At 69.2% G+C, this 21,553-nt stretch carries 20 protein-coding genes and 1 pseudogene; 10 read left to right on the plus strand and 11 right to left on the minus strand.

The window, feature by feature from the left end; translation table 11 throughout:
• Positions 1-6: 6 nt before the first annotated feature.
• The 3 genes from ACFVYE_RS20555 to ACFVYE_RS20565 all read right to left on the minus strand — a co-directional run bounded on the left by ACFVYE_RS20555 (position 7) and on the right by ACFVYE_RS20565 (position 2,476).
• Positions 7-984, minus strand: a complete 978-nt coding sequence (locus ACFVYE_RS20555; protein WP_383958392.1) for an ABC transporter substrate-binding protein — start codon at positions 982-984, stop codon at positions 7-9.
• A 98-nt stretch (positions 985-1,082) separates the two neighbouring features.
• Positions 1,083-1,757: an ABC transporter permease gene (locus ACFVYE_RS20560; protein ID WP_383958394.1), complete on the minus strand. Its 675-nt coding sequence runs from the start codon at positions 1,755-1,757 to the stop codon at positions 1,083-1,085.
• Positions 1,758-1,759: 2 nt separating this feature from the next.
• Positions 1,760-2,476, minus strand: coding sequence for an ABC transporter permease (locus tag ACFVYE_RS20565; protein WP_389606747.1), 717 nt, complete (start codon positions 2,474-2,476; stop codon positions 1,760-1,762).
• 128 nt (positions 2,477-2,604) lie between these two features.
• On the opposite strand from ACFVYE_RS20565, the gene ACFVYE_RS20570 reads away from it, so the two are divergent.
• Entirely contained in the window at positions 2,605-3,792 is a 1,188-nt protein-coding gene (locus tag ACFVYE_RS20570; RefSeq protein WP_383958399.1) for an ABC transporter ATP-binding protein, read from the plus strand.
• Between the two features lie 45 nt (positions 3,793-3,837).
• Here ACFVYE_RS20570 and ACFVYE_RS20575 read toward each other — a convergent pair whose 3' ends face one another.
• Entirely contained in the window at positions 3,838-4,959 is a 1,122-nt protein-coding gene (locus ACFVYE_RS20575; protein WP_383958400.1) for an alpha/beta hydrolase, read from the minus strand.
• Positions 4,960-5,098: 139 nt separating this feature from the next.
• Between ACFVYE_RS20575 and ACFVYE_RS20580 the strand changes: the two genes are divergently transcribed.
• From ACFVYE_RS20580 to ACFVYE_RS20605, 6 genes are all read left to right on the plus strand, one after another.
• Positions 5,099-6,940, plus strand: coding sequence for a phosphatidylglycerol lysyltransferase domain-containing protein (locus ACFVYE_RS20580; protein ID WP_383958402.1), 1,842 nt, complete (start codon positions 5,099-5,101; stop codon positions 6,938-6,940).
• Between the two features lie 94 nt (positions 6,941-7,034).
• Positions 7,035-7,832: a dihydropteroate synthase gene (gene folP / locus ACFVYE_RS20585; protein ID WP_383958536.1), complete on the plus strand. Its 798-nt coding sequence runs from the start codon at positions 7,035-7,037 to the stop codon at positions 7,830-7,832.
• A complete protein-coding gene (locus ACFVYE_RS20590; RefSeq protein ID WP_383958404.1) occupies positions 7,829-8,311 on the plus strand; it encodes a nuclear transport factor 2 family protein in 483 nt (160 codons plus the stop codon). The genes folP and ACFVYE_RS20590 overlap by 4 nt, the downstream gene beginning before the upstream one ends.
• Positions 8,312-8,503: 192 nt before the next feature.
• Positions 8,504-8,863, plus strand: a complete 360-nt coding sequence (gene folB / locus ACFVYE_RS20595) for a dihydroneopterin aldolase (protein ID WP_189546133.1) — start codon at positions 8,504-8,506, stop codon at positions 8,861-8,863.
• Complete coding sequence (gene folK / locus ACFVYE_RS20600) at positions 8,860-9,471, plus strand: 2-amino-4-hydroxy-6-hydroxymethyldihydropteridine diphosphokinase (RefSeq protein WP_389606750.1); 612 nt, start codon at positions 8,860-8,862, stop codon at positions 9,469-9,471. The genes folB and folK overlap by 4 nt, the downstream gene beginning before the upstream one ends.
• A 99-nt stretch (positions 9,472-9,570) precedes the next feature.
• Positions 9,571-10,053 carry a DUF3180 domain-containing protein gene (locus ACFVYE_RS20605; RefSeq protein ID WP_383958409.1) on the plus strand — a complete coding sequence of 161 codons (483 nt, stop codon included), beginning with the start codon at positions 9,571-9,573 and terminating at the stop codon, positions 10,051-10,053.
• A 37-nt stretch (positions 10,054-10,090) separates the two neighbouring features.
• Here ACFVYE_RS20605 and folE read toward each other — a convergent pair whose 3' ends face one another.
• The 6 genes from folE to dacB form a co-directional block, all read right to left on the minus strand.
• Positions 10,091-10,696 (minus strand): GTP cyclohydrolase I FolE, encoded by a 606-nt coding sequence (gene folE, locus ACFVYE_RS20610; RefSeq protein ID WP_114245223.1) that lies wholly within the window; start codon positions 10,694-10,696, stop codon positions 10,091-10,093.
• Between the two features lie 155 nt (positions 10,697-10,851).
• Entirely contained in the window at positions 10,852-12,882 is a 2,031-nt protein-coding gene (gene ftsH / locus ACFVYE_RS20615) for an ATP-dependent zinc metalloprotease FtsH (RefSeq protein WP_383958411.1), read from the minus strand.
• Between the two features lie 224 nt (positions 12,883-13,106).
• Complete coding sequence (gene hpt, locus ACFVYE_RS20620; protein ID WP_072487175.1) at positions 13,107-13,646, minus strand: hypoxanthine phosphoribosyltransferase; 540 nt, start codon at positions 13,644-13,646, stop codon at positions 13,107-13,109.
• A gap of 99 nt (positions 13,647-13,745) precedes the next feature.
• Complete coding sequence (tilS, locus tag ACFVYE_RS20625) at positions 13,746-14,828, minus strand: tRNA lysidine(34) synthetase TilS (protein WP_383958413.1); 1,083 nt, start codon at positions 14,826-14,828, stop codon at positions 13,746-13,748.
• Between the two features lie 198 nt (positions 14,829-15,026).
• Positions 15,027-16,160 carry a zinc-dependent metalloprotease gene (locus ACFVYE_RS20630; protein WP_383958414.1) on the minus strand — a complete coding sequence of 378 codons (1,134 nt, stop codon included), beginning with the start codon at positions 16,158-16,160 and terminating at the stop codon, positions 15,027-15,029.
• Positions 16,161-16,209: 49 nt separating this feature from the next.
• Positions 16,210-17,715 carry a D-alanyl-D-alanine carboxypeptidase/D-alanyl-D-alanine-endopeptidase gene (dacB, locus tag ACFVYE_RS20635; protein ID WP_389606757.1) on the minus strand — a complete coding sequence of 502 codons (1,506 nt, stop codon included), beginning with the start codon at positions 17,713-17,715 and terminating at the stop codon, positions 16,210-16,212.
• Between the two features lie 86 nt (positions 17,716-17,801).
• Between dacB and ACFVYE_RS20640 the strand changes: the two genes are divergently transcribed.
• Entirely contained in the window at positions 17,802-18,296 is a 495-nt protein-coding gene (locus tag ACFVYE_RS20640) for an inorganic diphosphatase (RefSeq protein ID WP_003968257.1), read from the plus strand.
• A gap of 229 nt (positions 18,297-18,525) precedes the next feature.
• Entirely contained in the window at positions 18,526-20,241 is a 1,716-nt protein-coding gene (locus tag ACFVYE_RS20645; protein ID WP_383958418.1) for a threonine/serine exporter ThrE family protein, read from the plus strand.
• A gap of 24 nt (positions 20,242-20,265) precedes the next feature.
• On the opposite strand, the gene ACFVYE_RS20650 is transcribed toward ACFVYE_RS20645, so the two are convergent.
• Entirely contained in the window at positions 20,266-20,979 is a 714-nt protein-coding gene (locus tag ACFVYE_RS20650) for a DedA family protein (RefSeq protein WP_383958420.1), read from the minus strand.
• A gap of 146 nt (positions 20,980-21,125) precedes the next feature.
• Here ACFVYE_RS20650 and ACFVYE_RS20655 point away from each other — a divergent pair.
• Positions 21,126-21,523: pseudogene (locus ACFVYE_RS20655) on the plus strand (YbjQ family protein).
• Positions 21,524-21,553 lie beyond the last annotated feature (30 nt).

Genomic DNA, 21,553 nt, shown 5'->3' on the forward strand with positions numbered 1-21,553 from the left:
CAATCCCTACTTCTTGATGAGGCCCTTCGACTGCAGATAGTCCTTGGCGACATCGGCGGGCTTTGCACGCTCGGCGTCGACCTTGCGGTTCAGTTCCGCCAGATCCTCGGTCGTGAGGGCCTTGGTGAGCTTGCCGAGTGCGTCGGCAATGTCCTGGGACCCCGCGTCCTTGGCATTGACGACCGGCAGAACGTTGTCCGCGTTCTGGAGCTTCTTGTCGTCCTCCAGGAACACCAGGCCGTAGCTGTCCAGGACCGCGTCCGTGGTGGTGGTGAGGACCAGCTGGTCCTTGCCGTCCTTCACGGCCTGCTTGGACTGCGGAGTACCGACTCCCTTGGGGTCGATACCGGTGACATCGATGCCGTACGTCTGCTTCAGACCCGGTGCGCAGAACGGCCGCACCTCGCACTCGTCACCCGCCGCGATCTTCACTTCGGCCTTCGACCTGCCGAGATCCGAAAGGGTCTTGAGCTTGTTCTCGGCGGCGAATTCCTTGGTCACCGCGAAGGCGTTCTGGTCGACGGCCTCGCCGACCGGGAGCACCTTCAGCCCGCGCGGGGTGGCGAGCTTCTCCAGCGCCGCGACCGTGGCGGCCGCATCACCGGAGGCGACCGGCTTCTTCTCTGCCTCCTTCGCTCCGTTCACCTTGGCGTTGAGGAATTCGGCGATCGTCGCGGCATATTCGGGGACGACATCGATCTCGCCCTTCTCCAGGGACGGTTCGTACAGTTCCCTATTGGCCACCGTGGTGACCGAGGTGCTGTATCCGGCATCGCCCAGGATCTGCGCGTACAGCTCCGCGAGCACCTTGGACTCGGTGAAGGAGGCCGCGCCGACGACGAGCGAGCCCTTCTTGCCGGAGCCGCCGGAAGATGCCGATCCCCCCTTGTCCTTCTCCAGGCTGTCGCCACCGCAGGCGGCGAGCGAGCCGGCCAGCGCGACCATGCCGATGACCGCGCCCGCTATTCGCGAGGTCTTGCTCATGAGTTGTTCTCCGTCCACAGCGACAGGGTCTGTTTGAGATGGGGTCCGGGATCGAGGGGTGCGATGAAGTGGGCCCGACGGGCGGTCGTGCCGCGTCGTCATGCCGTCCTGCGGCGGCGCAGCGGTGAAAGCACCCGGTCCAGGCCCACCAGCACCGCCTCCACCAGCAGGGCGAGCACGGCGACCAGCAGCGCCCCCGCGACCACCTGCGGCGTGTTGTACGTGTTGAACCCGGCGGTGATGATCCGGCCGAGTCCGCCCTGGCCGACCATCGCGGCGATCGTCGCCGTGGCGACCACCTGGACCGCGGCCGAGCGCAGCCCGGTCATGATCATCGGGTAGGCCAGCGGGAGTTCGACCCGTACGAAGAGCTGGCCCCCGGACATTCCCATGCCCCGCGCCGCCTCGGTCACCGACCGGTCGACCTCCGTCATCCCGACATAGGCGTTGGTGAGCAGCGGCGGCACGGCGAACAGCACCAGCGCGATGATCGTCGGCACATACCCGGCGTTGCGCAGCGGCGAGACCATGAAGAGGGCCAGCACCGCGAAGACCGGGATCGCCCGCCCCACATTGGAGATGTTGACGGCCAGCGCGCCCCCCTTCCCGATGTGTCCGAGGCAGAGCGCGATCGGCAGGGCCAGGGCGCAGGCCAGGGCGAGCGCGACGCCGCTGACGTACAGATGCTCACCGAGCCGGTGGGCCGCCCCGTTCTCCCCCGACCAGTTGGCGCCGGTGGTGAGCCAGGTCCAGGCCTCGCCGAGAACTCCCATGGTCAGACCACCTTTGCCGTGGCGCCCGCGACCGCATCCGCGCCTGCTGTGCGTATTCGGGTCCAGGGGGTCAACATCCGCTGGAGGCCCAGCAGCAGCAGATCGGCGACGACCGCGAGCAGTACGCACAGGACCGAGGCGGCGAGCACTTGGGCCTTGAAGAAGCTGGGCAGCGCGTCCCCTATGAGGTTGCCGAGGCCGCCTCTGCCGATGATCGATCCGACCGTGGTCAGCGCGATCGTCGAGACCGTCGCGATCCGCACCCCGGCCATCAACGCGGGCATGGCAAGGGGGAGTTCGACCTCCCACAGCAGCCGGACCGGCCCGTACCCCATCCCCTTGGCGGCTTCCTTCGCCTCCTGCGGGACCGCTTCGAGGCCCGCCAGGATGTTCCGCACGAGGATGGTCAGCGAATACAGCACCAGGCCGGTGACGACCAGCGCCGCGGAAAGTCCGAACAGTGGCAGCAGCAGCGAGAACATGGCGAGCGAAGGCACGGTGTAGAGGACCGTCGTCAGCCCGAGGACCGGTCCGGCGAAGCGGCGGCTGCGGCGGGCGAGCAGCGCCAGCGGAAAGGCCACCAGGAGTCCGATCAGCACCGATAGCGCGGTGATCCAGATGTGCTGGACCGTCGCATCGGTCAACTCCTGACTGCGGGAACGGAGATACTCCCCACAGATCCAGTCGTTCGTCACCATGCAGTTCTGTGCGGCAGCCATCCGTCCCCCCTCCGATTACCGCCTCGTACCGATGTTCTGGTGACCCTATCCTCGACCACTGACAATCGCCGAGGCCGTTGTATTCCAGCAACATGTCCTTCACAGAACACGCGCGACAATGGGGAACCATGATCCGTTTCGAGCATGTCACCAAGCGGTACGCGGACGGCACCACCGCCGTCGACGACCTTTCCTTCGAGGTCGCCGAGGGTGAACTCGTCACGCTCGTCGGACCGTCGGGCTGCGGCAAGACGACCACCATGAAGATGGTGAACCGGTTGATCGAACCGACCGAGGGCCGGATATTCCTCGACGGGGACGACATATCCGCCATCGACCCCGTCCGGCTGCGCCGTCGTATCGGCTATGTGATCCAGCAGGTGGGGCTCTTCCCGCACCGCACGGTCCTGGAGAACACGGCGACCGTTCCTCATCTCCTCGGCTGGAAACGGGGAAAGGGCCGTGAGCGCGCGGCGGAACTCCTCGACCTTGTCGGACTCGATCCTTCCGTTTATGGCGACCGCTATCCGGAACAGCTCTCCGGCGGTCAGCGTCAACGCGTGGGCGTGGCAAGGGCACTGGCCGCGGATCCGCCGGTGCTCCTGATGGACGAACCTTTCGGTGCGGTCGACCCGGTCGTCCGGGAACGGCTGCAGAACGAATTCCTGAAACTCCAGGCACAGGTCCGCAAAACCGTGCTGTTCGTCACGCACGACATCGAGGAAGCGGTCCGGCTCGGTGACCGTATCGCCGTCTACGGACAGGGCTCCATCGAGCAGTTCGACTCCCCGGCGACCGTGCTCGGCGCCCCCGCCACCCCCTATGTCGCAGACTTCGTCGGCGCCGACCGCGGCCTCAAGCGGCTCTCCGTGACCCCCATCGAGGAGGGCGACCTCGACCAGCCGCCGGTCGTCCACCTCGACGACTCCCTGGCGAGGGCTACCGAGCGGCTACGGGCCGAAGGTGCGCGCTGGGCCGTCGTGCTGGACGGCGAGGACAATCTGCACGGCTGGATCCCGGCCGACGGCTTCACCACCGGGACCAAGGACACCGTGCGCGCCCACGCCCGCAGGATGGAGGCGTGGCTGCCCGTCGGCGCCCCGCTCAAGCAGGCGTTCGCCACCATGCTCCAGCACGACGCGGGCTGGATCGCCGTCATCGACAAGGAGAGCAACGGCCGCTTCCTCGGCGTACTCACCCCGGCCCGGCTCCATGAGGCGCTGCGCCGCTCGATCGACGCGGACGCCCAGGACGTCCCGCGTGCCGAGGTGGCCGTCGAGACGGTGGAGAGCGTCATCAAGACCACCGCACGGTGAGCCGGTGGACGGAAACCGGGAAGCGGGCCCCGAACCGGGCCCGTCTCAGTTCTCGCTCAGCCGGCTGCTCATCCAGTCCAGCGCCGAAGGGATCTCCCGCCGCCAGGTGTTGAAGTTGTGCCCGCCGCTGTCGAGCACGATCGACGAGACCTGGGCGGGCGGCTTCACCTTGGCGATGAACTGCCGCGTGGTGCGGTAGTTCCCCTCGCCGTGCCTGGAGGTCGTGACGAGGAAGGACGAGTCGGGCTGCGGCAGATTGTCCAGGCTCCACATCAGATCGGAACGGTCGCGCGCCCCCTGGTCGCCGTGGAAGAGGTCGCCGGTCGTCGGGTCCTCGGCCGCCTTGTAGTACGCGGAGAGCCCGGCGCTCGCGGCGAACCGGTCCGGATGGTGGAGCCCGATCTTCAGCGCACAGTAACCGCCGGTCGAATTGCCCATTATGCCCCAGTTGCGGGCCAACTTGCCGACCCGGTAGGTATCGGATACCGCCCGCGGCAGATCCTCGGCGAAGAACGTCTCGGCCTTCGGTCCACCCTTTATGTCCACACACTCGGTGTCCCGCGGCGGCGCCACCGTCGGCCGCAGCATCACCAGGATCATCGGCTGCGACCGGCCGGCCTTCACCCGCTCGTGCGCCGTCCGCGGGTACTGAAGGCCCTTCAGCAGGTTCTCCGCGACACCCGGGTAGCCGGTGAGGACGGCGACCGCGGGGAACTTCCGGCGGGCGAACGCCGCCTGGAAGTACTCCGGCGGGAGGTACACATACGCCGAACTCTCGATCTTCGACTTCCGCCCCGCTATCACGACCTTGTCGATCCGGCCGCCCATCGTGGGCCGCGAACCGCCCGGCACGTCCGGCCGCTGTATCCCGACCCGCACGATGTTTTTGGATGCCGGCGTTCCGGCCGCGTGGTCCGTGACCACACCCAGATCCTGCTTCTGGCCGAACAGATCGGCCCAGGAACCGTAGAAGAGGAACGAGTTGTTGGCCACCAGCCCGACGGAGACGAAGACCGTCACCTGAGTCGCCAGCAGCAGGCCGACCCTGCCGAACACCGCGGACACGCTGCGCCGGGCCAACCGCGGCCAGAGCCAGACCGTGGCGGCGAAGAACACAACGGCCAGCACAATGGCCGCGGCCAGAAATGTCTTGCTGGTAAGACCCATGGGAGGTGAGCTTTCTTGTCGGGAATTTTCCGGCCGGCGGGTGAACCCTCGCCCCGGAAGCCTCGTCCTACAGATCGCACATCGTCCGGAAGGCCTCAGCCGAAGGACTCAAGAATCTCTCGCGGAACCACGGGAAGCGATGTCTGTCACGCTAGATGGGGATAAATCAGGATCGGTTCCGAGTCCTGTACGCAAGTTCGTACGCGGCCCGCGTCCCGAATCCGTACCGACGCTGGTCGGTACCGCCTGCACCGTCGTCGGCCTGATCGATGTCGCCGCAGGCGTCTTCCCGCGCTTTCGGCACAGCCGGATGCACACTCTCGCCGAGGTGCTCCCCGGTGCCCTCGGGCCGTTCGCCGCCGCCCTCTCCCTGAGCGCGGGCGTCCTGCTGCTGCTTCTCGCCCACGGACTCAAGCGGCACAAGCGGCGGGCCTGGCGGGCGGCCGTCGTGCTCCTGCCCGCCGGTGCGCTGGCGCAGTTCGTCTACCGGCACTCGGTCATCGGCACGCTCGTCTCGCTGGTGCTCTGCCTGCTGCTGGTTCGCCATCGCGGTGAATTCGCCGCGCTCCCCGACCCCAGGAGCCGCTGGTGGGCCCTGGCCAACTTCGTCCTCCTCGGCGCGGGTTCGCTGGGTCTGGGTCTGATCATCGTCAGCGTCCACCCCGGCCGGGTCATGGGGAGCCCCAGCATCGCCGACCGACTCCAGCACGTGCTGTACGGGCTGTTCGGCTTCGAGGGCCCTGTCGAGTACGCCGGAGTCACCTCCTGGACCGTGGCGTTCTCGCTCGGCGCCCTCGGTCTGCTGACCGCCGTCACCACCATCTACCTCGCCTTCCGGCCCGAGCACCCGGCCGCCCGCCTCACCGAGGACGACGAGGCCCGGCTGCGTGCCCTGCTGGAGAAGCACGGCGGCCGCGACTCGCTCGGCCACTTCGCGCTCCGCCGCGACAAGGGCGTCGTCTTCTCCCCCAGTGGCAAGGCCGCCGTCTGCTACCGCGTCGTGTCCGGGGTGATGCTGGCGAGCGGTGACCCGATAGGCGACGTGGAGGCCTGGCCCGGCGCCATCGAGCGCTTCATGGACGAGGCCAAGGCCCACTCCTGGACCCCCGCCGTGATGGGCTGCAGCGAGACCGGCGGCGAGGTCTGGACCCGCGAGACCGGACTCGACGCACTGGAACTCGGCGACGAGGCGGTGGTGGATGTCGCGGATTTCTCGCTCGCCGGGCGCGCGATGCGCAACGTACGCCAGATGGTGAAGCGCATTGAACGTCTTGGCTACGAGACCCGGGTCCGGCGCATCCGCGACATCAACGAGGCCGAGCTGGCCCGCATCCGGCGGGCCGCCGCCGACTGGCGCGGCACCGACAACGAGCGCGGCTTCTCCATGGCGCTCGGCCGGATGGGCGACCCGGCCGACGGGGACTGCATCATCGCCACCGCCCACAAGGCCGACGAGCACACCGCCGACTCCCCGTACGGCGACCTGAAGGCCGTACTCCACTTCGTCCCGTGGGGCAGGGACGGCATGTCACTCGATCTGATGCGCCGCGACCGCTCCGCCGACCCGGGCATGAACGAGCTGCTGATCGTCGCCGCCCTGCAGGCCGCCTCCCGGCTCTCCGTCGAGCGCGTCTCGCTGAACTTCGCGATGTTCCGCTCGGCACTCGCCCGCGGCGAGAAGCTGGGCGCGGGACCGGTGCTGCGGACCTGGCGCGGACTGCTGATCTTTCTGTCGCGCTGGTTCCAGATCGAGTCGCTGTACAAGTTCAACGCCAAGTTCCGGCCCCGCTGGGAGCCCCGCTTCGTCGTCTACCGCGCCGCCCGTGACCTGCCTCGCATCTCCCTCGCGGCCATGCAGGCCGAGGGCTTCGTGAACTTCGCGCTGCCCCGCCCCCTCGCCCGCCGGTTCCCGGGACGTCGGCCGCGCCCCTGTGCCCACACCCGGGTGCCGGGCCAGGAGCACCACGCCCGCGCGGCGTAACGGCACTCCGTACGGGGCCTACGCTGGTCGCATGAGTACCTTGCGTGGACGAGGCACGGTCCAAGGCCTGCCGGAGTGGGACCGCTGTGCGGTCATGGGTGTCGTCAATGTGACCCCGGACTCCTTCTCCGACGGCGGCCGCTGGTTCGACACCACGGCCGCGATCAAACACGGCCTCGGCCTGGTCGCCGAGGGCGCCGACCTGATCGATGTCGGCGGCGAGTCGACCCGCCCCGGCGCCAGTCGGGTGGACGCGTCGGAGGAGTTGCGGCGCGTGGTCCCGGTGGTCAAGGGCCTGGCGTCCGAAGGGGTCACGGTCTCCGTGGACACCATGCGGGCCCGTGTCGCCGAGGAGTCGGTCGCGGCCGGAGCCGCCCTGGTCAACGATGTGAGCGGCGGCCTCGCCGACCCGGACATGGTCAGGGTCGTCGCCGCGGCCGGCACGCCGTTCGTCGTGATGCACTGGCGCGGCTTCAGCGAGTCCATGAACAGCCGGGCGGTGTACGAGGACGTCGTCGCCGAGGTCGTCGCGGAGTTGCGGGAGCGGATGGACGCCGTGATCGCGGGCGGTGTCGCCCCGGAACGGATCGTGATCGACCCCGGTCTCGGCTTCGCCAAGGACGCCGGCCACGATCTCTCCCTGGTCGCCCACCTCGACGAGCTGCGCACCCTGGGCCGCCCGCTGCTGGTTGCCGCCTCCCGCAAGCGCTTCCTCGGCCATGTGCTGGCCGGCGAGGGCGCCGCACCGCCGCCCGCCCGCGAACGCGACGCCGCCACTGCGGCGATCTCCGCGCTCTCCGCCCGCGCCGGCGCCTGGGCCGTCCGCGTCCACGAGGTACGGGCCACGGCCGACGCGGTACGGGTCGCCCGCGCCGTCGAGGGAGCCGCGTGAGCGGGCCCCGCGACGAGCACGCGGAGGCGGCTGCCGACATCGCGGCCGTCGAGCAGGCCAACACCGCCTTCTACGAGGCGATGGAGCGCGGCGACTTCGACGGGCTCTCCGGGCTCTGGCTGCCGGGCGAGGACCTCACCGTCTCCTGCGTCCACCCCGGCTGGCCGGTGCTCACCGGCCGCGGCGAGGTGTTGCGCAGTTACGCCCTGATCATGGCGAACACCGAGTACATCCAGTTCTTCCTGACCGATGTCGGGGTCTCGATGACCGGCGACACGGCCCTGGTGACCTGCACGGAGAACATCCTCAGCGGCGGCCCCGCGGAGGACGGCAACGCGCTCGGTCCCCTGGTCGGCCAACTCGTCGTGGCCACCAATGTGTTCCGGCGCACACCGGACGGCTGGAAGCTCTGGTCCCACCACGGCTCGCCCGTCCTCACCGAATCCGGTGAGGACGAGGACGAGGACACGTCCTCCTGACCGAGGCATCCGCCCGACAGGGGTTGGAATCCGGAACCGCGGGTAGAAGCGGCTACCAGCCCCGCAAGGCCCTGTCCATAGCCCCCGCGGGCGGGCACTGTCGGTGGTCGCAGGTAGATTCGAAAGAGAGCACCCAGCCGTCCGCACACGGCCCCCGTGTCTCTACGCCCAACGACAGCAGGAGTGATTCGCGTGGATCGTGTCGCGCTGCGCGGCCTCAAGGCCCGTGGACACCATGGCGTCTTCCCCCGAGAACGGGAAGAGGGTCAGACGTTCATCGTGGACCTGGTGCTCGGCCTCGACACCCGCCCCGCGGCAGCCGCCGACGACCTGACGAAGACCGTGCACTACGGCATCGTCGCTGAGGAAGTCGTCGACGTGGTGCAGGGGGAACCGGTCGATCTGATCGAAACGCTCGCGGAGCGCATCGCCCAGAAGTGCCTCAAGCACGAAGGAGTCGAGGAGGTGGAGGTGGTGGTGCACAAGCCGGATGCACCGATCACCGTCCCCTTCGACGATGTGACCATCACCATCACCCGGAGCCGAGTATGACTGCATTTTCTACCGAGGGGCAGAGCGACCCGACCGTACAGCCGGTTCCCGCCTCCGTGGTCGAGCAGGTGGACGCCGCGGACATCACCCTCTCCAACCCCAAACGCGCCGTGATCTCCCTGGGCTCCAATCTGGGCAACCGTCTGGAGACCCTCCAGGGCGCCATAGACGCCCTGGAGGACACCCCCGGCCTGCGGGTCAAAGCGGTCTCCCCGGTGTACGAGACGGAGCCCTGGGGCGTAGCTCCCGGCTCCCAGCCCTCGTACTTCAACGCGGTGATCGTCGTGAAGACGACGCTCCCCCCGTCCTCCCTCCTGGAACGCGGCCAGGCCATCGAAGAGGCCTTCGACCGGGTCCGTGAGGAACGCTGGGGCCCGCGCACCATCGACGTCGACATCGTGGCGTACGCAGACGTCGTCTCCGACGACCCGGTGCTCACCCTCCCCCACCCCCGTGCCCATGAGCGCGCCTTCGTGCTCGCCCCTTGGCACGACGTCGACCCCGAGGCCCAACTGCCCGGCGCCGGCCCCGTCGCGGAGCTGCTGGCCGGTGTCGGCCGGGAGGGCGTACTGCCCCGGGCCGATCTGGAACTCCGTCTGCCCGAGTAGTCGTTAGGCTCAACGGAAACGGATCACCGGCGACACGGATCACCGGCGACACGAACCACTGGTGACACGCACCACTGGCAGCGAAGGGCGGATCACTCGGTGAAGCAACTACGGCTCGGGGTACTGGCCGGCCTCTTCGCCGCAGCCGGGGTGCTCTCCTGGGGCGGTGCCCGTCTCTGGGACTCCCTGGGCAGTCTGCCGAGCGTTCCCCTCGCCGCGCCGATCGTGCTCGCGGTGATCGCCGCCATCCTGCTCGCGACGGCGCTCTCCATCCGTTCCCGGCTGCGCGCCCAGCGTGAGCGCCGGCCGGGAGCCAAGGGCGTCGAGCCGCTGATGGCGGCCCGCGCAGTCGTCTTCGGCCAGGCCAGCGCGCTGGTCGTCTCCCTGGTCTCGGGCATGTACGGCGGCACGGGCGTCTTCCTGCTCGGCTCCCTCGACATCCCGGCCCGCCGCGACCAGGCGATCTACGCGGGCCTCGCGGTCCTGGCCGGCATCGCGGTGGTCGCAGCGGCCCTCTGGCTGGAGCGCATCTGCAAGCTCCCGGAGGACGAGGACAACGACAAGAGCTCGGCGGCCGCGTAGCGGTCACCGAGCTCTCCCCTCACAGCCGCTCCGGAGCTCAGCGCGCCATGATCAGGCTCATGGCCTCGGCGCGCGTCGCGGGGTCGCGGAGCTGGCCGCGTACCGCCGAGGTCAGCGTCTTCGCACCGGGCTTGCGGATACCGCGCATCGACATGCACATGTGCTCGCACTCCACGACGACAACGACCCCGCGCGGCTCCAGAATCTCCATGAGCGAATCGGCGATCTGCGTGGTGAGCCGCTCCTGGACCTGCGGGCGCCGGGCGAAGACATCGACGAGGCGGGCCAGCTTCGACAGACCGGTGATCTTGCCGCTGGTCGCCGGGATGTACCCGACATGCGCGACACCCCGGAACGGCACCAGATGGTGTTCACAGGTGGAGAACACCTCGATGTCCTTGACCAGCACCATCTCGTCGTGGCCGAGGTCGAACGTGGTCGTCAGAACGTCCTCGGGCTCCTGGTAGAGGCCCGCGAATATCTCCTTGTACGCCCGTGCCACCCGCCCCGGCGTCTCTCGCAGTCCCTCACGGTCCGGGTCCTCGCCCACGGCGAAGAGAAGTTCGCGTACGGCCGCCTCGGCCCGCTTCTCGTCGAACTCACCGATCGAACCCTGGCCGTCCAACGTCACCGGGTCGGTCATCTGTGCCTCGTTCCTCTGAGCTGTCACCCGCACATACCTCCGCACGGGCGTACGAAAAAGCCGCGCCCCCACAGGCTAGAACCTGCGGGGGCACGGCATCCATTCCGGGCCCGGTGCGACTCCCGTGACAGGGGCCACACCGGGGTCGCGGGACCTCAGCTCTCGGAGCGGTCCTCCGGGAGCACCTCGGTGGCCGGGACGGTGTCCGTGGGGACGACCGAGCCGTTCGCCGTGGTGGCGCCGTTGGTGAGGGCGAGCTCCTTCGGCGAGAGCACCGGCGGCCGCGTCGACGGGGTGCGTCGGGCGGAACCGGTCCATGCCGGACGGGACGGGCGCTTCACGATCGGGGCGAAGATCTCGGCGATCTCCTCCTTGCCGAGCGTCTCCTTCTCGAGGAGCTGGAGAACCAGAGCGTCCAGCACGTCGCGGTTCTCGACGAGGATCTCCCACGCGTCGTTGTGCGCGGTCTCGATGAGCTTCTTGACCTCTTCGTCGACGAGGGCCGCGACCTCTTCCGAGTAGTCGCGCTGGTGGCCCATCTCCCGGCCCACGAAGGGCTCGGTGTTGTCGCCGCCGAACTTGATCGCGCCGAGCCGCTCCGTCATGCCGTACTGCGTGACCATCGCGCGGGCCGTTGCGGTGGCCTTCTCGATGTCGTTCGCAGCGCCGGTGGTCGGGTCGTGGAAGACCAGCTCCTCGGCCGCGCGCCCGCCCAGCATGTAGGCCAGCTGGTCGAGCATCTCGTTGCGCGTCGTGGAGTACTTGTCCTCCTCCGGGAGCACCATCGTGTAGCCGAGGGCGCGGCCGCGGGAGAGGATCGTGATCTTGTGGACCGGGTCCGACTGGGGGGAAGCCGCCGCGACCAGGGCGTGTCCGCCCTCGTGGTACGCGGTGATCTTCTTCTCCTTCTCGGACATGATCCGGGTCCGCTTCTGCGGACCCGCCACGACGCGGTCGATGGCCTCGTCGAGCATCTTGTTGTCGATCAGCTTCAGATTGCCGCGCGCCGTGAGGAGCGCCGCTTCGTTCAGCACGTTCGACAGGTCGGCACCGGTGAAGCCGGGCGTACGACGGGCAACGGCGCCGAGGTCGACGTCCTTTGCGATCGGCTTGCCCTTCTGGTGCACCTTGAGAATCTCGAGACGGCCCTGCATGTCCGGCCGGTCGACCGCGATCTGCCGGTCGAAACGGCCCGGTCGCAGCAGCGCCGGGTCGAGGATGTCCGGCCGGTTCGTGGCGGCGATCAGGATGACGCCGCCCTTCACGTCGAAGCCGTCCATCTCGACGAGCAGCTGGTTCAGCGTCTGCTCGCGCTCGTCGTGACCGCCGCCCATTCCGGCACCGCGGTGCCGGCCGACGGCGTCGATCTCGTCGACGAAAACGATCGCCGGAGCGTTCGCCTTGGCCTGCTCGAAGAGGTCACGGACCCGGCTGGCACCGACACCGACGAACATCTCGACGAAGTCGGAACCGGAGATCGAGTAGAACGGGACGCCCGCCTCGCCCGCGACGGCGCGTGCGAGCAGCGTCTTGCCCGTACCGGGAGGCCCGTAGAGCAGGACACCCTTCGGGATCTTGGCGCCGACTGCCTGGAACTTCGCCGGCTCCTGGAGGAACTCCTTGATCTCCTGGAGCTCCTCGACGGCCTCGTCCGACCCCGCCACATCGGCGAACGTCGTCTTCGGGGTGTCCTTGGTGATCAGCTTCGCCTTGGACTTCCCGAACTGCATGACCCGGGAGCCGCCGCCCTGCATCTGATTCATCAGGAACAGGAAGACGACCACGATCAGGACGAAGGGCAGCAGCGAGAGGAGGATCGAGATGAACGGGGACTGCTTCGACGGCGAGACAGTGTAGCCCTTGTCGATCTTGCCGCTCTCGAACTTCTGCTGCAGCGTGTCGGCCAGCTGGACACCCTGGTTGCCGATGTAGTTCGCCTGGAACTTGCTGCCGGACTCGCCCGAGAGCTTCTGGCCCTTGTTCAACTCGATCTTGATGATCTGTTCGTCACCGGTGGTCAGCTTGGCCTGCGCCACCTGGTCCTTGCTGATCGCCTGGATCACCTTGCCGGTGTCCACCGATTTGTAGCCGCCCGACGAGCCGACGACCTGCATCAACACGACCACGGCGAGGACGGCCAGCACGATCCACATGACCGGCCCACGGAAGTATCGCTTCACGTCCATCCATACGGGGCGATGACGCCCCGTCCCTCCTGCCCGTAGGTAAATGCTGCTGTGAGAAAAGACTGTTCTTCGGACGGTACCCCAGCATTGCCGCCTGCGGCTGCCGAGGACGTCTGTCAAAACCCGCCTTCAAAGGCTCAACGGCGGGAATCCGGTGAAAGGTTCCCGTCGTCCGCCCCGGACGGGCCGGGCGCCCCGGCTGGGCAAGAGGTGCCGGGAGGCGGTCAGCCCCCGTAGACGTGCGGAGCGAGCGTGCCGACGAAGGGAAGATTGCGGTACTTCTCCGCGTAATCCAGCCCGTATCCGACGACGAACTCGTTGGGGATGTCGAAGCCGACCCACTTGCAGTCGAGCGCGACCTTGGCCGCGTCCGGCTTGCGCAGCAGGGTGCAGATCTCCAGGGACGCCGGCTCACGCGATCCGAGGTTCGACATCAGCCAGGACAGCGTCAGGCCCGAGTCGATGATGTCCTCGACGATCAGGACGTGCTTGCCCTTGATGTCGGTGTCCAGGTCCTTGAGGATCCGGACCACTCCGGAGGACTGGGTGCCCGCGCCGTACGACGAGACGGCCATCCAGTCCATGGTGACGGGGGTGGACAGCGCGCGCGCCAGGTCCGCCATCACCATCACTGCGCCCTTGAGGACGCCGACGATGAGCAGGTCCTTGCCCGCGTACTCCGCGTCGATCTTCGCGGCCAGCTCGACGAGCTTCGCGTCGATCTCTTCCTTGGTGAGGAGCACCGACTGAAGGTCGGTGCCCATGTCCTTCTCGTTCACCCGCGTCTCTTTCTTTGCCTGCCGGATCCGGGGTATTGGCCCGGACCTGCGCGGCCGCTCGCCTGCATGTCAGCCGCTCGTGCTTCAGCTCTGCCGAATCACCAGTCTGCCACCCTGCCGCATGGCTTCGACCCGGCCGGGCAGGTTGATGGCCCGCTGGCCGCGCCAGCCGGTGATCAGACGGTCGACTTCCTCGATGTGCCGGGCGAAGAGCGAACCGGCCGGGGAGCCCGCCTCCATGGCGGCCCGGCGCAGTACGCGCCGGCGCACGGCGGGCGGCAGCGCGTACAACTTGGCGCATTCCAGCCGGCCCGCGTCGTCCCGTACGGCGCGGTCGGCCTCGGCGGCCCAGGTGTCCAGGGCGTCGGCATCGTCGCGGGAGAGCTGCGCCGTACGGGCCAGGGCCTCGACGACCCCTTTGCCCAGGGCCTTCTCCAGGGCGGGCAGGCCCTCGTGGCGCAGTCGGGACCGGGTGTAGGCGGGGTCGATGTTGTGCGGGTCGTCCCAGACGGGCAGCGACTGGACGAGGCAGGCCTTGCGGGCGGTCTGCCGGTCGAGCTGGAGGAAGGGGCGGCGGTAGCGGCCGGACGGGCCGGATGCGGCGGCCATGCCGGAGAGGGAGCGGATGCCGGAGCCGCGGGCGAGGCCCAGCAGCACCGTCTCCGCCTGGTCGTCACGGGTGTGGCCGAGCAGGACGGCGGCGGCGCCGTGCCGCTCGGCCGCTGCGTCCAGGGCGGCGTAGCGGGCGTCGCGGGCCGCGGCCTCGGGTCCGCCTTCCTGGCCGACCTGCACGGCGACGGACTCGACCGGGTCGAGGTGCATGGCGATGAGGCGGTCGACGACCTCGGCGGCCCGGGTGTCGGATCCGTCCTGGAGGCCGTGGTCGACGGTGATGCCGCCGGCCCGGACGTCGAGTTTGCGGGCCTCGAAGGCGAGGGCGGAGGCGAGTGCCATGGAATCGGCGCCGCCGGAGCATGCCACCAGCACCAGCGGGGTATCGGGGCGTTCGGGGAGTGCGGCGCGCTGCCTGCCCGCACCGGCTTCGGCGAGCTCGGGGTGCGGGGTGCGCCGGGCGTGCTCGGCGCTCCGGGCGTGTTCGGTGAGTACGTCGTGGAGTACGCGGCGGACCGCCAGGCGTATCGCCGCGACCGCAGGATGGGGACCCATGTCCGGTGCCCTTCGTGAAGTTTTGGGAGGTGCCTCGAGTGCCGGGACGGGAAAAGCGCCGTCACTCAGAGTGCGTCGATGGTGACAGAGGCAAGCCGTCCATCGAGCATTGCACGCCTTCCCATGCCTCTACGGTCCCTCGGATGGGTGAATACCGGCGCGTTCATGTCCTGTCGTCCGCCGTCGGGCCCGTCGTGATCAGGACTCTGCCTTACGGTGCACCCTCGCGATCCAGTCCGCCGGTTTCGCGATCTCCGCCTTGGTCGGGAGGGTGTTCGGCGAGGTCCAGACCCGGTTGAAGCCGTCCATGCCGACCTCGTCGACCACGGCACGGACGAATCGCTCGCCGTCGCGGTACTGGCGCAGTTTGGCGTCGAGTCCGAGAAGCTTGCGCAGCGCCTGGTCGAGTCGGCTCGCACCGCGCGCCCTGCGCTGCTGGAACTTCTCCCGGATCTCGCCGACGGAGGAGACGACCTCGGGGCCGACGCCGTCCATCACGTAGTCGGCATGGCCTTCGAGCAGGGACATCACGGCGGTGAGCCGACCGAGGATCTCGCGCTGGGCGGGTGTCTGGACCAGTTCGACGAGGCTGCGGCCGCCGTCCTCGCCGTCCTCGCCCTCGGGGCGGCCCCCGGCCAGGGACTGGGCGGCCTCGCGGAGCCGTTCCAGCACGGTCATCGGGTCGACGTCGGTCTCTTCGAGGAACGACTGGATCTCACCCTGCAGATGGTCGCGGAGCCAGGGCACACCGGTGAACTGGGTGCGATGGGTCTCCTCGTGGAGGGCGACCCAGAGCCGGAAGTCGTGCGGGTCGACCTCGAGTTCGCGCTCGACGTGGACGATGTTCGGGGCGACGAGCAGCAGCCTGCCGCCGCCGTCGGCCGAGGCCGGGAGCTCACGGGTGGCGGGGGCGAACGTCTCGTACTGGCCGAGGACCCGGGAGGCCAGGAACGACAGCAGCATCCCCACCTCGACGCCGGTCACCTTGCCGCCGACCGCACCGAGCACTGCGCCGCCCGGGCCGTTGCCGCGCCGGTCCTGCATCTTCCCCAGGAGCGGGCGGAGCAGTTCGCGGAAGCCCGCGACATTGGCCTTGATCCAGCCGGCCCGGTCCACGACCAGGACCGGGGTGTCCTCCGGCTCGGTCCCCTCGGGGATCATCCGGGTGAAGGAACGGACGTGCTCCTCCGCGGCCTTGGCATGCCGGCGCAGCTCCGCGACGACCTCGCGGGCGTCCTCGCGGCTGATCTCGGGCCCCGGCCGCACAAGTCGGGTCGCGGTCGCGACCGCGAGATTCCAGTCGACCATCTCGGCACCACCGATGCTCGTCATGCGTCAACCGTACGTGCTCGGGTGCGTCCGCGGTGTGGTGTTGACCGGCTCATCGGGTACGGGAGGCGAGGCTGGTGGCGAGGGCGTCGAGGGAGGACTGGGCCTCGGACGGGGATGTCGTACCGGATGCCAGGAAGGCGAACGCGAGCAGCCGGCCCTGCCTGTCGACGACCGTCCCGGCGAGGGTGTTCACGCCGGTGAGGGTGCCGGTCTTGGCGCGGATCAGGCCGGTGCCCGCGGACTTCTGGGTGTAGCGGCCGCTGAGCGTGCCGCTGAACCCGGCCACCGGGAGGCCGGTGAGGACGGGGCGCAGTTCGGGGTGGTCCGGGGCGGCGGCGCGGGCGAGGAGGCCGGCCAGCAGTCCGGCGGTGACCTTGTCCTTGCGGTTCAGCCCGCTGCCGTCGGCGAAGTTCGCACCTTTCAGCGGCAGGCGGAGCTTTTTGAGCTGTGCGGTGACGGCCCGTCGGCCGCCGTCGAAGTCGGCCCGTTCGCCCGCGGCCAGGGCGGTCTGCCGGGCGAGTGCCTCGGCGATGTCGTTGTCGCTGTTGGTCAGGGCCCGTTCGACCAGTGCGGAGAGCGGGACGGAGAGGTGTTCGGCGATCTGCCGGGACTTGGCGGCCGGACGGCCGGGCGCCGGGCCGGACCGGGTGGCGATCCCGGCATCGTCGAGCAGCTTGCCGAAGGTCCGGGCTGCGTCACCTGCCGGGTCGGCGCTGCGCGGGGCGGGTCCGCTGCTGGATTTGTCGAGCCTGCCCTCGTCGATCATCAGGGCGCTGACGGGCGCGATGTTCTCGTTGGGGCCGATCGGGTGCCGGGCCGGGCCGGAGTAGCGGGAGGTGTCGTACGTGAGGCGGACCGTTTTGACACCCCGGTCCTTCAGGGTGCGGGCGGTGCCGGCGGCCAGTGCGCGCAGGGCGGCCTTGTCGAGGGTGGGGTCGCCGCCGCCGACCAGGGCAATGCTGCGGGAGTCGGGGGACGCCCGGACCGTCGTGGCAATGCGGTGGTCGGGGCCGAGGGTGCTCAGGGCGGCGACCGCGGTGGCGATCTTGACGGTGGAGGCGGGTGTCATGGGCGTGTCGGCGCCCTGGCCGTACAGCCGCTCGTCGGTGGCGGTGTCGATGACGACGGCGGTACGCACGGTGCCCAGGGCGGGGACCTTCAGCAGCGGGCCCAGGGTGGCACGGAGGGCGGCCGCGGCGCCGTCCGGCGCGTCCCGGGCGTCCGGGGCGGCGTTGTCGACGACGGAGGACAGGGGGGTGAGGACGGCCGGGGCGCTGGGTGCGGGCTCCGGTCCGGACGGTGCGCCGGGTTCGTGATGTACGCCACCTGTGCGGCTCCTGGCGGCGGCCCAGTCCTGCTCGGCCTTACGCTGACCCGAGTCCCAGGGGCCGGCGGCAAGGACGACGCCGGCTGCGAGCGCCAGGCCGAGGCCGGCGGAGACAGCCGTGAACTGCCGATCGTTCAGTCCCCTCAACCTGATCATGCTGGCCTGCCGGGTGAGCCTGCTCAGCTTGTCGAGCGGATTGACCGACGGTCTTTTCACCGGCTCGTCCACCGTTGACCAGCCCCTTTCGCGAGCACACATCTGCGTGGGGGACACTTAATCACCAGTCGTATGTCTTGATCATGGAGGAGCCACCCGTGGAGTTCGACGTCACCATCGAGATCCCGAAGGGTTCGCGGAACAAGTACGAGGTGGACCACGAGACCGGTCGGATCCGCCTGGACCGTCGACTCTTCACCTCGACCAGCTACCCGGCGGACTACGGCTTCGTCGAGAACACCCTCGGCGAGGACGGTGACCCGCTGGACGCGCTGGTCATCCTGGACGAGCCGACCTTCCCCGGCTGCCTCATCAAGTGCCGCGCCATCGGCATGTTCCGGATGACGGACGAGGCCGGCGGCGACGACAAGCTGCTGTGCGTGCCGGCCTCCGACCCCCGGGTGGAGCACCTGCGCGACATCCACCACGTGTCGGAGTTCGACCGCCTGGAGATCCAGCACTTCTTCGAGGTCTACAAGGACCTGGAGCCCGGCAAGTCCGTCGAGGGCGCCGACTGGGTCGGCCGCGCCGAGGCCGAGGCCGAGATCGAGGCCTCCTACAAGCGCCTTGAGGCACAGGGCGGCGCACACTGACCCAAGGGTCGCGGCCGGATTCCGGCCGGGGTACATCGCACGGTTCCGTTTACGGTTCCGTGCCGGAGCCGGGCGGCATTCCTTCCCACGGGGTGCCGCCCGTTTCGTATGCCCGTCCGCGTATCCGTCCGGTCCGTGGTTCCGCCCGCCTCGCATCCGGACCCTTGCCCGTGGCCATACTGGGCAGAAGCGCAACCGAAGACGCGCAGCCGATGAGGAGCGAGGTCGAGTGGTGGCGGAACCGGGCGGTTCGGAGGACCAGAAGCCCCAGTCCGACGAGGCGCGCAGCGCCTTCGTCCCGCCAGCCGGGGTGGGGAGGCCCGCGTCTGCCTCCGACGACGACCACCCGACGTCGGAATTCGCCATTCCGACCGGTCTGACGACCGAGCTCCAGGGGTCGGGGACAGGTTCCGCTTCGGGCTCCGGATCCGGTTCCGGTCCGGCCTCCGGCTCGGACACGATCGGCTCCGCCTTCGCCCCGCCGCGCAGCTACAGCGACCGGCATCCGCCACCCGCGTTCACTCCGGCGCACGGCAGCCCGATGATCCGGCTGACCAAGGAGGCCCCTTGGCAGGACCGGATGCGCACGATGCTGCGGATGCCGGTCGCCGAGCGCCCGGCACCCGAGCCGGTGCAGAAGTCCGACGAGGCGGGGCCCGCGGTGCCGCGCGTGCTCGACCTGACGCTGCGTATCGGGGAACTGCTGCTCGCCGGCGGTGAGGGTGCCGAGGACGTCGAGGCGGCGATGTTCGCGGTGACACGCAGCTACGGCCTGGACCGCTGCGAGCCCACGGTCACCTTCACCCTGCTGTCGATCTCGCACCAGCCGTCGCTGGTCGACGACCCGGTGACGGCGAGCCGTACCGTACGCCGTCGCGGCACCGACTACACCCGGCTGGCCGCCGTCTTCCGGCTCATCGACGACATCACCACCGAGGATGTCGAAGTCTCGCTGGAGGAGGCCTACCGGCGTCTGGCGGAGATCCGGCGCAACCGGCATCCGTACTCCGGCTGGGTGCTGACGCTGGCCGGCGGCGGTCTTGCGGGGGCGGCATCGGTGCTGGTCGGCGGTGGTCCGCTGGTGTTCCTGGTGGCGGCGATCGGCGCGATGCTCGGCGACCGGCTCGCCTGGCTCTTTGCCGGGCGAGGGCTGCCGGAGTTCTACCAGTTCGTGGTGGCCGCGATGCCGCCCGCCGCGATGGGCGTGGCACTGACCCTCACCCACTGGTCGGACGTACGGCCGTCCGCAGTCATCACCGGTGGGCTGTTCGCGCTGCTGCCGGGGCGGGCCCTGGTCGCCGGTGTGCAGGACGGGCTGACCGGTTACTACATCACCGCCGCCGCGCGTCTGCTCGAAGTCATGTACTTGTTCATCGGCATCGTCGTCGGTGTGCTGCTGGTCCTGTACCTGGGACTTCAGCTGGGCGCCCAGCTGAACCCCGAGGCCAGGTTCGTCGCCCCCGACCGGCCGGTGGTGCAGATCCTGGCATCTATGGCGCTCTGTTTCGCCTTCGCGATCCTGCTCCAGCAGGACCGGTCCACCGTGCTGGCGGTGACCCTCAACGGCGCAGTGGCCTGGGTGATCTACGGGGCGATGGCCAGGACCGGCGGCATCTCGCCGGTGGCGGCGACAGCGACGGCGGCCGGTCTGGTGGGCCTGTTCGGGCAGCTGCTCTCGCGCTACCGGTACACCTCGTCGCTGCCGTTCATCACGGCGGCGATCGGCCCGCTGCTGCCCGGCTCCGCCACGTACTTCGGTCTGCTCGGCATGGCACAGGGCAACGTGAACACCGGGCTCGCCTCGCTGTCGACCGCGGTGGCGACGGCGCTGGCCATCGCGATCGGGGTGAATCTGGGAAGCGAGATCTCCCGGCTGTTCATGCGGGTGCCGGGGGCGGTCGGCGGGGCGAACCGCCGCGCGGCCAAGCGGACGCGCGGCTTCTGAGGCTGCCGCCGGTACGGCTCCGGGTCAGCGCTTGGCGTGGCGGCCGCGCTGGCCGGAGGCCGGGCTGCCGCCGGCGGACGGGCCATGGCCCTCGCCGCCACCGGCCGCCGCTTCCTTCTTCGACTTGGAACGAGCCCGCAGGAACTCGATCGCGATCGGCACCACCGAGATGAGCACGATCAGGATGAGCATCGCCTCGATGTTCTCGTGGACGAAGTCGATCTTGCCGAGGGCTGCGCCGAGCAGCGTGACCCCGACGCCCCAGAGCACACCGCCGATGATGTTGAACGTGATGAACGAGCGGTAGTTCATCCGGCTCACACCGGCGATGATCGGCGTGAACGTACGCACGATGGGCACGAAGCGGGCCAGGATCAGCGACTTCGGTCCGTACTTCTCGAAGAACTCGTGGGCCTTCTCGACGTTCTCCTGCTTGAAGAGGCGGGAGTCCGGGCGCTTGAAGAGCGACGGACCGACCTTGCGACCGAAGAGATAGCCCACCTGGTCGCCGATGATCGCCGCCAGCGCCACCAGGACGCAGACCAGCCAGAGCGGATACTTCAGCTGGCCCGTGGTCACCAGCAGACCCGTGGTGAACAGCAGAGAATCGCCGGGAAGGAAGAAGCCGATCAGCAGTCCGGACTCGGCGAACACGATGAGGAGGACGCCGGGAAGTCCGAAGGTGTTGATCAGATAGTCCGGGTCCAGCCAGCTCGGTCCGAGCGCAAGCGTATTCAAGGGTCCGGGCTCCTGGATCGATCGATGGCGGCTGCGTGGCCGCCCAAAGCTATCAACGCAGGATGACGCCCCCGGGTTCCAGTGGCCCCCGCGAGAACGCGCACGGGGCGAACCGGGACAAAGCCGCCCTCTGGAGGTGCCACGCGATGGGCATTGAGGATTACGGCGGCGGTCAGCACAGTCCAGGTTCTGGTCGTCACCACGAACGACGTCCCGGGCTACCAGGTGACCCAGGTGATCGGCGAGGTATTCGGCCTGACGGTACTTCCCCGAGCTCTCGACTGCGCTCAAGCGGGGAGACCCCGTTCGCCACCTCGGCAGCCGGATCGGCGCCGGGCTGAAGTCCATGATCGGCGGCGAGCCGAAGGGACTGACGAAGACCCTCGTCGCAACCCGCAACCAGGCGATGGAACGCCTCGTCGAGCACGCGCAGGCCCGGGGCGCCGACACGGCGCTGATGATGCGCTTCCATGTGACCGAGGCGGCCGACGTGCGCACGGAGGTGTGCGCGTACGGAACGGCCGCCGTGATCAGCAGGAGCTGAGCGACGCGGCCACGGGGGTGAGAGCGCCCC

The organism is Streptomyces sp. NPDC058239 (assembly GCF_042882185.1).
Lineage (GTDB): Bacteria > Actinomycetota > Actinomycetes > Streptomycetales > Streptomycetaceae > Streptomyces.